The organism is Desulfuromonas sp., assembly GCF_002868845.1.
In the GTDB taxonomy this organism is placed as follows: domain Bacteria; phylum Desulfobacterota; class Desulfuromonadia; order Desulfuromonadales; family BM501; genus BM501.
Window position 1 is genome coordinate 40,361 of record NZ_PKUB01000026.1, and the last position, 13,510, is coordinate 53,870.

Here is a 13,510-nt window from a genome sequence, read left to right on the forward strand (position 1 = left end):
TCAAGGCCCGATTGGCCTGACTGGCGCGACCGGCGCCAAAGGCGACACTGGTGATACCGGAGCTCAGGGTCCGCAAGGGATCCAGGGTGAAGTTGGTCCCCAAGGCCCCGTCGGCCTGACCGGCGCCAAAGGTGATACCGGCGACCAGGGCCCCATCGGTCCGCAAGGCCCCCAGGGTGAGGTCGGCCTCAGTTGGCTTGGCGATTGGAACGAAGGGGTTTCCTATTCGGCCAATGCCGGTGTTCTTTACAACGGTAACTCATATATCGCCCTTGCTCAAAGCATCGGCGCTTTTCCCGACACCAGTCCTGATGAATGGGGAATGCTGGCGGCTAAAGGTGCTGATGGTGCCGATGGTGCTGATGGTGCTGATGGTGCTGATGGTGCTGATGGTGCTGATGGTGTAGAGGGTCCCGTTGGTCCTCAGGGCGAGCAGGGTCTTCCCGGCGCCGACGGCGCATCTGGTAACGACGGCNCAGGGCCTTCCCGGTGAAAGCGGGGTTGCGACCCAGGCTGAGGTTTTGGCGAAGATTGCCGAGCAGGCTGATGGGGCGGTTTTGACTGTTCAGCAGGGCGCCACCGAAGCGACGACCACGAATAAGCTGGATATAAAAGATGCAGCAGGAAACAGTAAATTCGTCGTCCAGGCAAGTGGAGCGGTTGGAATCGGCACCGATACACCCGGGGCGGCGATGGAGACCGTTTCCAGTGGCTTCCCGGTGGGATCATTTGTTCGCACTACGAGTCTTACCGGCGGACCACTATCCAGTAAAAGCGGAATCTCTAGCGGGTACAGCCTGCGGACCAAAACCAGTGGCAACATGGGGGACGGTTTTGGCGGCGGAATTGTGCTGAGTTCTCAGGATAATACCTCGTCCAGTTCTTACACCTCCGGAGTTATGGCGAGGCTTTACGCGCGGCGTGACGGGGGCGACAGCAATGGTGCCCTTCAGTTTTTCACCACAGGATATAATGCGGATTCACCGACTATGACCTTGAGGAATTCGGGTTACGTTGGCATCGGCACCGTGGATCCAACCCAGATGCTGGACGTTAGTGGAAACGTCAAAGCCACCACTTTTATTGGTGATGGCTCGCAGTTGACCAACTTGCCGTCGGGTGGTTCATGGGGGGGGATCACTGGATCCCTATCCGACCAGGTCGACCTGAAAACAGCTCTTGATGCAAAGGCTGGCGTTGTGGCATTTTCCACCGGTATGAACGGTCTGGTGCCTGGACCGACCTCTCAGTTAGGTAACTGTCTCAAGGATGATGGGACTTGGGGGGATTGTGGAAGCGGTTCCAGTCAGTGGACCATGACTGGAAGTGACATCTCCTACGATATCGGCAATGTTGGCATTGGTACGGATTCCCCCGGGGCGGCAATGGAGACCGTTTCCAGTGGCTTCCCCGTGGGATCATTTGTTCGCACTACGAGTCTTACCGGCGGGGCACTATCCAGTAAAAGCGGAATCGCTAGTGGGTACAGCCTGCGCACTAAAACCAGTGGCAACATGGGGGACGGTTTTGGCGGCGGAATTGTGCTGAGTTCGCAGGACAATACCTCGTCCAGTTCTTACACCGCCGGAGTTATGGCGAGGATTTACGCGCGGCGTGACGGAGGCGACAGCAATGGTGCCCTTCAGTTTTTCACCACAGGAGATAATGCGGACGCACCGACGATGACCTTGAGAAATTCTGGCCATGTCGGTATTGGGACAACCGCTCCAGTTCAGATGTTGGATGTGAATGGTGCGATAAAGATTGGGGCAGACCCTGAGCAAACAACATGTGACGACTCGACCCGTGGTACAGTTCGTTTTGTCAATGGCGGACTAAGCGATGATGCCGTTGAGGTTTGCGGAAAGTTTGGGGGGGCGTTTCTTTGGAAATCTATCGTTCAGTAGTTAAATAAATGCATGTTTTTGATTTGAGCCCTCAAAGACTTTTCTCTGCGAGGGCTTTTTTCTCTTTCCAGTAGGGGCTTTTTGTGATGCGATTGATGGATTGTTGCTGTTTGAGATGGCTCAAGCTTACCATGGACGCCAGGGACGACATGTCAGCCAGGTCAATTCCCCTCCGGTGAAAGGTTGGAAGAATTTCGGCAGCAGCAGGGTTTGGCCTTTTCAGCGCAATATGTATAAGAAAGCTTGCAATGGGGCCTTGGAACGGATTAAAATAATGTCGTGCAGGTGGTTTTTGCCCTCTTTTTCTGGAGATAAGGGGTGTCAGGTTGGTTTCCGTTGTTTTGTTTTTTTGCTTTCAGTTTCTTTCGTGTCTAATGTTGGCACTTGGGCCTGGTCGGGTTGAATCAATGGATTGCAGTGTCTGATAGGGCAGGGAGGGTGATCTGATTCATGACACCTGATAAAATCTTCCATAATAGGTCCATTTTTTAGGTCCATTTTTTCGACGTAAGGCAAGTTGGTGCTTGATGGTCAGGTTGATTGCAGACTGGCCGTGGGCAATGAGTAGTTAGTGCCAAAAACCAACATTAGGTGAGAAAGAGGGAGGCTCTAATGGAAAAGCTTGGGTCGGGCAAAAAGATCGGATTGTGTTTGTTTTTGGCGGTGCTAGTTTATGCCGTGGTTTCGGCAGGATCCGTCGTCGTGGCCTTGGAAAGTGATCGTGTTGTGATCGAGGACGATCTTGGAAATACCACTTTTAAGGTCACGTCCGAAGGGAGAGTAGACGGTCTCTCAATGACGCTGAGCCAGGCACAAGGCGAGAGCGAAGAGTCCACAAAGTTCTCTCTTGAGAATTCCTCTGGGACAACTGTCATGAACATCAATGCCAAGGGGAATATGGGCATTGGTGAACCTGCCAGTCTCACGGTTCCCGTGGTGACTAGGGGAAGTACTTTTCCGGTTGGGTTTTTTGCCCGAACAACCTCTCTTACCGGAGGATCGTTTGATGGGTATTCAGGCATAGCCAGCGGGTATAGCCTGCGGACAAAAACCAGTGGAAACATGCAGGATGGGTTCGGGGGGGGGATTTTGCTGAGTGTTCAGGATAATACCTCTTCGTCTGGCTATACTCAAGGAACTATGGCAAGGATTTATGCGCGTCGTGATGGAAGTGACACTAATGGCGCGCTGCAATTTTTCACAAAAGGAACAAATGCATCTTCACCGACGATGACCCTGAGAAGCTCGGGAAATGTTGGGATCGGGACGAGCGCTCCGGCGGCTGAACTTGAAGTCGATGGTGGGATGCGGTTGAATCCTGTTGATGCCAGCAAACCGACTTGTGACCCCAGTGCACGGGGGACCTTTTGGGTGACTCAGGGCGAAACGGATGATGTCGTGGAGGTCTGTGTTATGGTTAGCGGCGCTCTGCAATGGAAACCCGTCTGGTAAAAAAGAGTGGGTTGTTCAAGGTCGGTCAATGCCGGTAAGTCAAGGCGAAACATCAGGTTTGATTGGTCACCCGTGGGCTGAAATCTAGATTGGCGGATTTTGCAAACCGGGTAGCTGCAAAGGCGAGTCAGTTAAACAATGCCAGGGCAAGAAAGTTAACCCTGGAGGTGTGAATCCCTTTACTTTTTTGAAGCAACAAAGCTATGTTTATTTTGTTTTGTTAATGACTTAGGCGGTTGTGTCCGGTTGTCTAGTCCTTGGTCTTGTTGACATGTCTTGTTTTCGAAAAAAGTAGATTGTGTTCATTGGGGCAAACAATAAGAATCCTTTGTTGTTTGCCCCAATCGCTATCTGGGGTGGATGAATTGATAATGGAAAACTCCTTTTGGGCGAGTGGGCGGATTGCTTTAGTTTTTTTATCAAGGTCGTGAGTTTTTAAAGCAACTTGTCGTTGCTTGTGGATGAATTCTATGAAATTTTCAGTAGTTATTCCAGTCTATAATAGTGAAAAATCACTTGAAGAATTGTACGCTCGGCTTAGGTCTGTCTTTAAGGGTATGGGTAATGATTTTGAAGTGATTTTTGTAAACGATTGCAGCCACGATAGAAGCTATGAAATTTTAGAGAAAATATATCGTGAAAATATAAACATAAAAATTGTCGATTTTTTTAAAAACTATGGCCAGCAAAATGCCCTCCTTTGCGGGTTTGGATACTGTGAGGGGGACTATGTTGTCACGATTGACGATGATCTTCAGAACCCTCCAGAGGAAATCCCTAAACTATATGAAAAATTGGCAGAAGGGTACGATGCTGTATTCGGTTGTTATCGGGACAAGAAAGACAAGTCGTATAAAAATTTCGGGAGTTATCTGATAAGAAAAATAAATCACAACGTATTTAACATAAAAGATGATTTAAAATTTTCTAGTTTTAGAGTTATTAGGAAAGAGGTTGTTGATCAAATAAAAAACACGAGAACAATATATCCTTATATTTCCGGGATGTTGATGTCTGTAACCAGCAAAGTTGCAAATGTGTATATCCAGCATGAAAAAAGAAAATACGGAGAATCAAACTACACTTTGGGTAAGTTGATTTCTCTTTCATATAACTTGATTATCAACTATTCATCTCTCCCTTTGAAGGCTATTAGTGTCCTGGGTCTGGCCGTTTCCTGTCTTTCGTTTCTGGTAGGAATGATTTTCGTTGTAAAGAAATTGCTTTTAGGGCAGGCCCCTGCTGGATGGACAAGCCTAATCGTCTTGATGTCCCTTTTTAATTCTATCATTCTTGTGATTTTATTTGTGTTTGGTGAATATTTGTCCAGAATTTTAAAAGAAGTTTCTGGGCACAAGCAATTTACGGTCAAAGAGGTTTTGAAGTGAAAAAGAGGCTGATTGTTGTTGGGGGACATGGCAGTGGTGAAATTGCCATGTCTGTTTTTCAGGAAGTAAACAGTCTCACAAATGAATGGATCATTGAAGGGTTTTTGAACGATATCGTTGATCCGGGCAATTGCCTGGGGAAGTACAAGGTGATTGGGCCTACAGACGCTATTCTGGACTACGTCAACAAAGGTTACCATATACACTACACCCTTCACTTTAATGCAAAAAACAAAGAACAGAGAGTTGATAAGTTCAAATCTTTAAACATCCCCCTTGAGGCAAATGCCACGGTAGTACACCCCAGGGCGCACATTGATCCCTCCACGGAAATCGGGTTCGGGACGATGATCTGTGCCAATGCGAGCACCTCCTTCGGTCCCAAAATTGGGAATTTTGTTCACGTCTATACCAATGGTTTTGTGGGGCATGATTCAACGGTCGGCGATTATGCCACGGTTGCGGCACATTCTGTTATCGGTGGCAGGATAGATATCGACACGGGCGCCCATATAGGGCTTAACTCGTGTATCAGGGAGGATCTGCGCATTGGGAAATTCGCTATCGTGGGAATGGGGGCAGTGGTTACCAAGCCTGTCGAAGATTACGCGATAGTTGCCGGAAACCCAGCCAAGGTCATTGGTTCGGTTAAGTAGGTCTTCGAAAGATAGTCAATCAGGAGTAATAAAGATGAGCCGCCTTCCCTATCGACGCACCCTTGATCAGTTCACCGTTGGTGAGACTCTCGACCATTGGCCGCATAAGACGGTCACTGAGAGCGACAACAATCTGTTTTGCCTGCTGACACTAAACCATCATCCAGTCCACAGTGACGCGGTCTATGCTGGGGGGACCCAGCACGGGAAGTTGCTCGTGGTTGGAACTTACGTGCTCAGCACGGTCGTTGGGATGACCGTCCCGGAGATCTCGGGCGCTGCGATAGCAAATCTCGAGTACGAAAAGGTGGTTCACAACGGCCCCGTTTTTATCGGCGATACCATCCGGGCGGAAACGGAGGTCCTTGATGTCATCCCCTCTAAAACCAAATCCGATCGTGGGGTCCTTTATGTTGAGACCCGTGCCTTTAACCAGAGAGAAGAAAAGATTCTGACCTTTCGGCGCCGGATTTTGCTGCCTTTAAGCAAATGAGAACCCGTACTTTTATATAGGAGTTCGTTATGGCCAAACCATATGATGGGGACTGGGTGCTGCGCACGTTGCTTTTTCTTCCCGGGCATGTCGAAAAGATGGTTCACAAGGCTGCCTCCTCCGGCGCCGACTGTGTCGTTCTGGACCTGGAGGACGCCGTGCCCCACGACCAGAAAGAGGCTGCGCGTCAGAGTATTCGCGGCTTTTTGGGGGAGGGGCTTTTTGAAAACAGGACCGTTTTCGTGCGGATCAATCCAATCAGTTCGGGGCTTACGTTGCGCGACCTTGACGGTGTGGCCTGTGAGGAGCTGCATGGTTTCGTTTACCCGATGGCTCACACGGCGGACGACATAAAGAAATTTGACGCCCAGCTCAGTTTGATTGAGAGCAATCTCGAACTGCCGAAAGGCCACTTTTCTCTGATCGTCCTCATTGAGACGCCCCTTGCGGTCCTCAATGCATACGAGATAGCTACTGCGTCCGATCGTGTGGTGGGTCTGCTGTTTGGATGCGAAGATTACATGGCGGATATGCAGGCCCGCTATGCCGAATTGGACATGCCCCTGCACACCCCGCGCAGCATGGTGGCCATGGCATCCCGGGCCGCTGGGGTGGAGCCGATCGATACTCCGTACGTGCGTGTTCACGATTTGGCCGGGCTGGAGACCTTTGCTTCGAGGGCGCGGGATATTGGTATGGCGGGGATGCTGGTCATGACTCCCCGGCAGATTGACGTTGCCAACGAGATTTATACGCAGACGGACAGGGAGATCGCCGACAGTCGCGAGATTGTCGATGCGGCTGAGAATGCCCGGAAGGAGGGCCGCAGCATTGTGGTGGTTAACGACAAGTTTGTTTCACCGCCGACCCTTAAGCAAGCGAAGAAGGTTCTGGAGCGGGTCGGAGCGATAGAGGAATTGGTCCGGGTGACCCAAAAAGAGACCGTTTTACTTTTGACAATCAATGTTTAGCCCTGACGGCTATCGAATATGCATCTCCTTTTTTTGTCTCTAATTTTCAGATCCCTTGCATCGATATGCGCGAAGCAGGCGGCCTTGACCAGTCTTGGCGAGGGCCTTTGGGGGATTCTTTTCAACCCCTGGCTTTTTTCGGAAATCGTCATGCTGGCATTGCAGGCCGTCATGTGGTCTCTGGTTCTGAGGCGGATGCCCATTACTCTTGCATACCCTTTCATGAGCTTGGTGATTGTTTTTAACCTGTTGGCCGCATGGCTCCTTTTTGGGGAAACAATATCATTGCAGAATTTGGGTGGGGCTTTCTTTATCGTTTGCGGCATTCTGGTTATGTCGGTGAAGAAAAGAACGGTAGCATAAATAGATGTTACTTGAGTTTGGCCACGAAATCAGCTTAGGGTTGGCAGTTGCTTTTACGATAGTATCTCAAATGCTATTGAGGCTTGGCTCAAAAAAAAAGCAAAAGGCGGTCGATGTTTTTTTTAACTGGCACACATTTTTTGGCTACTTGATATTTCTAGTTGTCATTGTTCTTGTCGTTTTTGCCATGCAAAAATTGCCACTTAAGACAGTTACCGCATGGAATTCTGTCACCTTTTTTCTTGTTCCGCTGTCCGGTTTTGTCTTTCTTGGTGACCCCTTTTCAAGAAAGATGCAATTTGGCTCTGTTTTAATCCTTATTGGGGTTCTTGTTTTCAATTTGTGATCATTTGGTTTTTATAGTTTTCGCATTTTTCATGACATCTCAAGGGTTGGGTTAGATATATGGCGATCCCTTTTAATAAACCGTTTGTTGTGGGCAAGGAACTCTTCTACATCTCCCAGGCGGTCCTAGAGGGCAATCTGGCAGGAGACGGCCGGTTTACAAAACTTTGCCATCGATGGATGGAGGAAAGGTTTGGCGCGCGCAAGGTCCTTCTGTCGACCTCTTGTACCGCCGCACTTGAGATGTGCGCAATCCTCGCCGATATTGGCCCCGGGGACGAGGTTATTATGCCCTCTTACACCTTTGTCTCCACGGCCAACGCTTTTGTTTTGCGAGGTGCAAGCATCAAGTTTGTTGACATCCGCAAAGACACTTTGAATATCGACGAAACTCTCATCGAAGCGGCCATCACCGATCGCACCAAGGCAATTGTGCCCGTCCACTATGCGGGTGTCGGGTGTGAGATGGACACCATCATGGAGATCGCCGAAAGGCACAATCTGCTGGTCATCGAGGATGCAGCCCAGGGGGTCAATGCCACCTACAAGGGCCGTTACCTTGGGACAATAGGTCATCTGGGTACCTACAGTTTTCATGAAACAAAGAATTTCATCAGTGGAGAGGGCGGAGCTTTGGTCATCAATGATGACCGTTTCCTCGAACGGGCCGAAATAATCCGTGAGAAGGGGACCAACCGAAGTCAGTTCTTCCGGGGCGAGGTAGACAAATACACCTGGGTCGATGTGGGCTCTTCCTACCTGCCGTCGGAGATGATCGCCGCATTTCTCTATGCCCAGCTGGAAGAGGCCGAAGCCATCACCAGCAAACGGTTGTCCATTGTCGGATATTATTCCCAAAAGTTCGGCCCCCTGCAGGAGCAGGGCCTTGCGCGGCTGCCTTTCTGCTCCGGGGACGTCTGCCACAACGCCCACATGTTTTACCTCCTCCTGTCGACGGCACGGCAGCGGGACGAACTGCTCGCATATCTGAAGAACCAGGGCGTTGGCGCTGTCTTTCATTATGTTCCTCTGCACACTTCCCCCATGGGTCGGGAGATGGGGTACGAGGAAGGCGACCTGCCCTTGACTGAAGATTTGAGCTCGCGCATTCTGCGGCTCCCCTGCTATTTCGACCTGACCCGGGAAGAGCAGGACCGGGTGGTGGGCCATGTGTTTGGGTTCTTAGGGCAAGGAAAGGGCCGCCTCTCCGACGCGGCTTTGTTCTCGGCGAGTCAGGAGGTTTCTTAGGGGCGGGAAACCCTCTTGGCCAGTCATGAAGGGCAATGCTCTGGTTTTTTCGCCCCTACTCACAAATTCTGCGGAAGGGGCTGGTTTAAAACCTAACGAGGATGTAGAAAAACTATCTTTCCAGATTCAACCTCATCCCTTTTGCCCCCCCCCAGTCCAAACCCACCCGTTCAACCCTGAACACCTTATTATTGCTATTTCGCTGATTTATACCGGCAGGGCCTATCCTGCGGCGTTCTTTGGTCTTTTCCTCATCTTGTGCCGCAATCCGTATCGTTGGGTCTTGAAGATGTTGTGCAGCATCGTCATCAGTTTTCACTGGCCGTTGACCTTCTCCCGGTTCCGCAAAGAGAAACGTCTGGGCTAGGGTTTCGCGAATGTTTCCGAAAACCGGTTCGACGATGATTATTTCTCTGCCGCGAAACCGCGGGATGGCATGGGGAAAAGAGCCTTGCGGTTTGGAGGAAGGGTGGTTTAAAATGAGGGTTGATTTTACATGGTTTTATTCCTTTTAGGGGTTGCCATAACTGCTTAATAAACAGAGCAAAGTTTGTCATCATGAACCTGTTTCACTTTTTCTCACTAGTCAACACGCAAGCCAGGATGGCATTGAAGGCCGAGGCCTCAAAGTTTGTTCTGAGTTACCTTTGGTGGGTTATCGAACCATTGCTCTTTGTTCTTATCTATTACCTTGTCTTTGAGGTTTTGCTCGGTAGGGGGCGGGACGATTTTCTGCTGTTCCTGATCTGCGGGAAAATCCCATACCTGTGGTTCCAGAAGGGTGTGGTCTCCGCTTCCAATAGCATTGTTCAGAATAAAGGGTTGATCAACCAGGTTGAGATGCCCAAAGCCCTGTTCCCCTACGCCTCTGTTCAAGAAGCAATGTATAAGCAGTGGGTGGTGTTTCTTGTTCTGTTTGGCGTGGTCACGTTCTATGGGTTCCGTCCGGAACTCAATTGGCTCTGGTTGGCTCCTGTCGTCATCGTTCAGTATGCCCTGATCCTGGCATGTTCCCTGCTGGGAGCTTTATGCGTTAGTTTTTATGGTGACTTTAGAATGGTCATCAATATGGGGATGCTGTTTCTGATGTTCTCATCAGGCCTTTTCTGGGACGTGAATGACATTGCCGATCCTGCGACCCGCGACCTGTTGTTTGCCTGCAATCCACTCGCTTTCCTGATCGATGCATACCGACAGGTATTGATGGGCCGGACCGTGTATGACCTGGAGCACATGGCGGTTCTCGCTGGTGTGATTGCGGTCGCTTTGCTCATTATGCATATCGTTTTACACAAGATGAGCAGAATCATAGCAGCGCGGGTTGTGAACTCTTGAGCACTCTGTCGAAGAACATTCTTGAAGCACATGATCTGGCGCTTCGCTACAGGAGTCGTTCGGGCTTGTTCAAAAGATTCGAACACACGGCCCTGAAAGGCGTTTCCTTTGAACTCAAGCGGGGGGAAACCCTCGGAATTCTGGGGCGCAACGGCTGTGGCAAGAGCACTCTGCTGCGCCTCCTGGCAGGCATCATCAAGCCGACATCAGGGACTATCGTCTGCGATAAACAAGTCAGGCGCGCCCTGTTGATTCTTGGGCTCGGTTTTCGGCCGGATCTCACGGGTCGTGATAATGCTCTGTTAAGCGCCATGCTCCAGGGATCGAGCCGAAAGCAAGCCCTTGCCGCGTTGCCGGGCATCCACAAATTCTCCGAACTTAGGGAGTTCTTCGATCAACCGGTCAAGACCTATTCGGCGGGCATGCGCGCCAGGCTGAGTTTCGCCACGGCGATAGAGACCGAAGTGGATGTGTTGCTGCTCGATGAGGTGCTCAGTGTTGGGGATGCGCATTTCAAAAAGAAGGCTGAAAAAGTAATGCTTAAGAAAATTGAAAGCGAGCAGACGGTTGTTTTCGTTTCTCATAGTGCTGCAGAGGTCAACAGATTGTGTGACCGGGCGCTGTGGCTGGAAGATGGAGTCGTGAAAAGTGAGGGCGATGTCAAAACGGTCTCCGACCAGTATGGTGAGTTCATAGAGGGCTTAAATGCAAAAAATGGTAAGTAGACAGATCTGCGTAGTTTAGTTTTTCGTGGCTGTGTTGTGTTGAAAGTCCAAAGACCGATATACGTATAACGATTAGGATGCTTTCAATGTGTATTTTCATGACAGGGGGATGTTGTGAGCCAGGTAAACAGTACGGATGCCAGAGACAGGACTCTTGAGTTGCCGAATTCCCGCCATGCCATTCATGCCATTCAACCGCTTGCCCAGCGCTCCATGTTCTGGCGGCCGGCTTACCTTCAAGATTCCGCATGGCTGGAGCAAATCCCGATAGCCTTCTGGCTTGTTGAAGCCCACAAACCAGGGGTGTTTGTTGAATTGGGCACTTGCTCGGGCGTCTCTTACTTCGCATTCTGCCAGGCCGTGGAAAAACTCGGGCTTGACACCCGCTGTTTCGCCATTGACCCCTGGAAGGGTGAAGAACAGACCGGTGGCGACGACGAAAGCGTTTTCCGCCAGGTGCAGGCGTACAACGATGTGCAATACTCCGGCTTTTCCCGTCTTGTACGCAGCACGTTCGACGGGGCGTTGCCCCACTTTTCCGATGGCTCGATCGACCTGTTGCACATTGGCGGGTCTCAGAGTCTCGAAGCCGTCCGCCACGACTTCGAAAGCTGGTTGCCGAAACTTTCTGATCGGGCCGTGGTGCTCTTGCATGACACCCATGTGGGCGAGGGCTCGTCCGGCGTGTCTCTGTTTTTCAAGGAACTGAAAAAGAAGTACCCCGCTTTCGAGTTCGTCCATGGTCGCGGCCTGGGGATCCTCAGTATTGGCTCCGACCAGTCCGGCCTGGTTCAGGGGCTCTTTCGGGCGACTGAAAGTCAGTCCGCCCTGCGAGCCGTAAACGACGTCTTCTCCAGGCTGGGGCGGGCCTGCGCAGACACCTTCCGGGTCGGTCAGCAGCAGGAGCATGCCCGCCTGCTCAGGGCGGAGGTGGATAAGCGGCAAAAGGAGCTGGACGAAATCAGGCAGACCCTCGATGAGACGAGGACCGATCTCGGCGCCCGCTCCAGGGAGCTGGCTGATACGAGCGCCCAAATGCATAAACAGTTGGCCCAGCACGAAATCGAGCGGGGGCGGCTGGCCGAGCGGGTCAATCTGCTGCAGGAGATCCGCACGGAGCTCAAAGGGGAGGTAACCCGGCAGCAGAAGCACATCGAAACCATGGCCAGCGCCGGGGCCGATAACGGCCGTCAACCGAGTGGGTTCTCCGGGCGGGTCACGGAACGAAGGGAAACTGACGGACTCATAAAGGAGAAGGACCGCCAGATTGCTGAGCTCACAGACGAATTGAAAGGGCTGAAATCAGAGATTGCCCGGCGTGACGCCCAACAGGAAGAGGCCGTGGCCGAAGTCGAGCGGGTTAAGGCCAACCAAGCCTCCCAGGCGGATGCGCTTTGCAGTGCCCAAGCCAACGAGCAAGCCCTCGCCGATAAGGTAGCGCAGCTGACTCAAGACCTGGCGGCGCGCGACGAGGAAATCGATGCGGCCAACGCCGCATCGAAGGATCTCCAGCAAAAATGCATGGCCCTGCACCAGCAGTTGATTGCTCGCCAGCGGGAGTTCGCTGTTTTGAAGAAAACGCATGCGGGGGAGGTTGCCAAAAGGGATGAAAGCCGGGAGGCCCTGAAAGAGCAGGGGCAACGTCTCGATGCGGCGCTGGCGGAGATTCAGGCGCGCGAAGAGGAAATCGCGTCGGCCAATGCCTCCGAGAAGGAAATACAAAAAAAGTATATGGCCTTACATCAGCAGTCAGTCGCCCGGGAGCGGGAGCTTTCTGCCCTGAAGCATGCTCAGGAAGAGCTTCAGCGGGAAATGAAGGAGCAGGTTCGGCGCCTCGAGGCGGGATTGGCTGAAAAGCAGGTCCTGAGCGGCAGTAATGAGGGCCTCCGTAAAGAACTTGCATCTTTGAAGAACCGATTGGAACAACGAGAGTCCAGTCTGCAGGAGACGAGAAAAAAGCTGGCTGTTCAGCAACAGTTTGCAGGCAAGCTGGATAGTGAACTGAAGATGAGAGTCAAAACACTCACGGTCACAGAGGGGAAATTGGCTGATGCCAGGAACCATGCCGGGGATCTTCAGAAACAGAGCGAGGCGTCCCTGTCCCAAATGGAAGCCGAAAACAACAAGCTCAGGAACGAAAAAAATGTTCTTGTAAAAAAGCTGGAGGATCGCTTCAAGGAACTTGCCGCCCTGACCAAACTGCTGGAGTCCGGCGCCGTTGAACCGGTTTTCGATGGCCAGATCCCCGAGGAGCAAAAGGAAGAAACAGGCGAGTCGAAAGAGTCCCAGGAGAGCAATATCACCTTTCCCCTTCGGGCTTATAAAAGGGCAAAGAGCATAAAAAAGCAAATGGCTATTATCGAAGAATCCGACCTGTTCGACAAACCTTGGTACCTGGAGCACTATCCGGATGTCGCTGAAAAAGGGTTGGACCCGATAAAACATTATATTTGTTTCGGTGCTTCTGAAGGGAGAGACCCCGGGCCGGACTTTGATACGGAGGGTTATTTGGAACAATACCCCGACGTATCCGAATCCGGAATCAACCCGCTTGCGCATTACATCCAGTTTGGGAAAGAAGAAGGCCGCTTCGCTTCTCGGTCCAAGTTAAGGAGCTGATAAAAGTC

Annotated in this window: 13 protein-coding genes; 12 read left to right on the plus strand and 1 reads right to left on the minus strand. The window is 51.3% G+C overall.

Annotated elements, in window-relative coordinates; genetic code table 11:
* Positions 1-259: 259 nt before the first annotated feature.
* A partial coding sequence (locus tag C0617_RS08090) for a hypothetical protein (RefSeq protein WP_291316510.1) occupies positions 260-475 on the minus strand: 216 nt, incomplete at its 5' end.
* 2,044 nt (positions 476-2,519) lie between these two features.
* On the opposite strand from C0617_RS08090, the gene C0617_RS08095 reads away from it, so the two are divergent.
* From C0617_RS08095 to C0617_RS08150, 12 genes are all read left to right on the plus strand, one after another.
* Complete coding sequence (locus tag C0617_RS08095; RefSeq protein WP_291316511.1) at positions 2,520-3,359, plus strand: hypothetical protein; 840 nt, start codon at positions 2,520-2,522, stop codon at positions 3,357-3,359.
* Between the two features lie 470 nt (positions 3,360-3,829).
* Positions 3,830-4,747 carry a glycosyltransferase family 2 protein gene (locus C0617_RS08100; RefSeq protein WP_291316512.1) on the plus strand — a complete coding sequence of 306 codons (918 nt, stop codon included), beginning with the start codon at positions 3,830-3,832 and terminating at the stop codon, positions 4,745-4,747.
* A complete protein-coding gene (locus C0617_RS08105) occupies positions 4,744-5,403 on the plus strand; it encodes a hypothetical protein (RefSeq protein WP_291316513.1) in 660 nt (219 codons plus the stop codon). The genes C0617_RS08100 and C0617_RS08105 overlap by 4 nt, the downstream gene beginning before the upstream one ends.
* A 34-nt stretch (positions 5,404-5,437) precedes the next feature.
* Positions 5,438-5,896, plus strand: a complete 459-nt coding sequence (locus tag C0617_RS08110) for a MaoC family dehydratase (RefSeq protein WP_291316514.1) — start codon at positions 5,438-5,440, stop codon at positions 5,894-5,896.
* Between the two features lie 29 nt (positions 5,897-5,925).
* Positions 5,926-6,867 carry a CoA ester lyase gene (locus C0617_RS08115; RefSeq protein WP_291316515.1) on the plus strand — a complete coding sequence of 314 codons (942 nt, stop codon included), beginning with the start codon at positions 5,926-5,928 and terminating at the stop codon, positions 6,865-6,867.
* Positions 6,868-6,951: 84 nt separating this feature from the next.
* Positions 6,952-7,230: an EamA family transporter gene (locus C0617_RS08120; RefSeq protein WP_291316516.1), complete on the plus strand. Its 279-nt coding sequence runs from the start codon at positions 6,952-6,954 to the stop codon at positions 7,228-7,230.
* A gap of 4 nt (positions 7,231-7,234) precedes the next feature.
* Positions 7,235-7,576, plus strand: a complete 342-nt coding sequence (locus C0617_RS08125) for a hypothetical protein (protein WP_291316517.1) — start codon at positions 7,235-7,237, stop codon at positions 7,574-7,576.
* Between the two features lie 59 nt (positions 7,577-7,635).
* The gene (gene rffA, locus C0617_RS08130; protein WP_291316518.1) at positions 7,636-8,823 is read left to right on the plus strand and encodes a dTDP-4-amino-4,6-dideoxygalactose transaminase; all 1,188 of its coding nucleotides are present in this window, start codon (positions 7,636-7,638) and stop codon (positions 8,821-8,823) included.
* A gap of 25 nt (positions 8,824-8,848) precedes the next feature.
* A complete protein-coding gene (locus tag C0617_RS08135; RefSeq protein WP_291316519.1) occupies positions 8,849-9,190 on the plus strand; it encodes a hypothetical protein in 342 nt (113 codons plus the stop codon).
* A gap of 191 nt (positions 9,191-9,381) precedes the next feature.
* The gene (locus C0617_RS08140; RefSeq protein ID WP_291316520.1) at positions 9,382-10,158 is read left to right on the plus strand and encodes an ABC transporter permease; all 777 of its coding nucleotides are present in this window, start codon (positions 9,382-9,384) and stop codon (positions 10,156-10,158) included.
* A gap of 65 nt (positions 10,159-10,223) precedes the next feature.
* The gene (locus C0617_RS08145; protein ID WP_291316521.1) at positions 10,224-10,883 is read left to right on the plus strand and encodes an ABC transporter ATP-binding protein; all 660 of its coding nucleotides are present in this window, start codon (positions 10,224-10,226) and stop codon (positions 10,881-10,883) included.
* Between the two features lie 114 nt (positions 10,884-10,997).
* Positions 10,998-13,502, plus strand: coding sequence for a class I SAM-dependent methyltransferase (locus C0617_RS08150; RefSeq protein WP_291316522.1), 2,505 nt, complete (start codon positions 10,998-11,000; stop codon positions 13,500-13,502).
* The last annotated feature ends 8 nt before the right edge of the window (positions 13,503-13,510 follow it).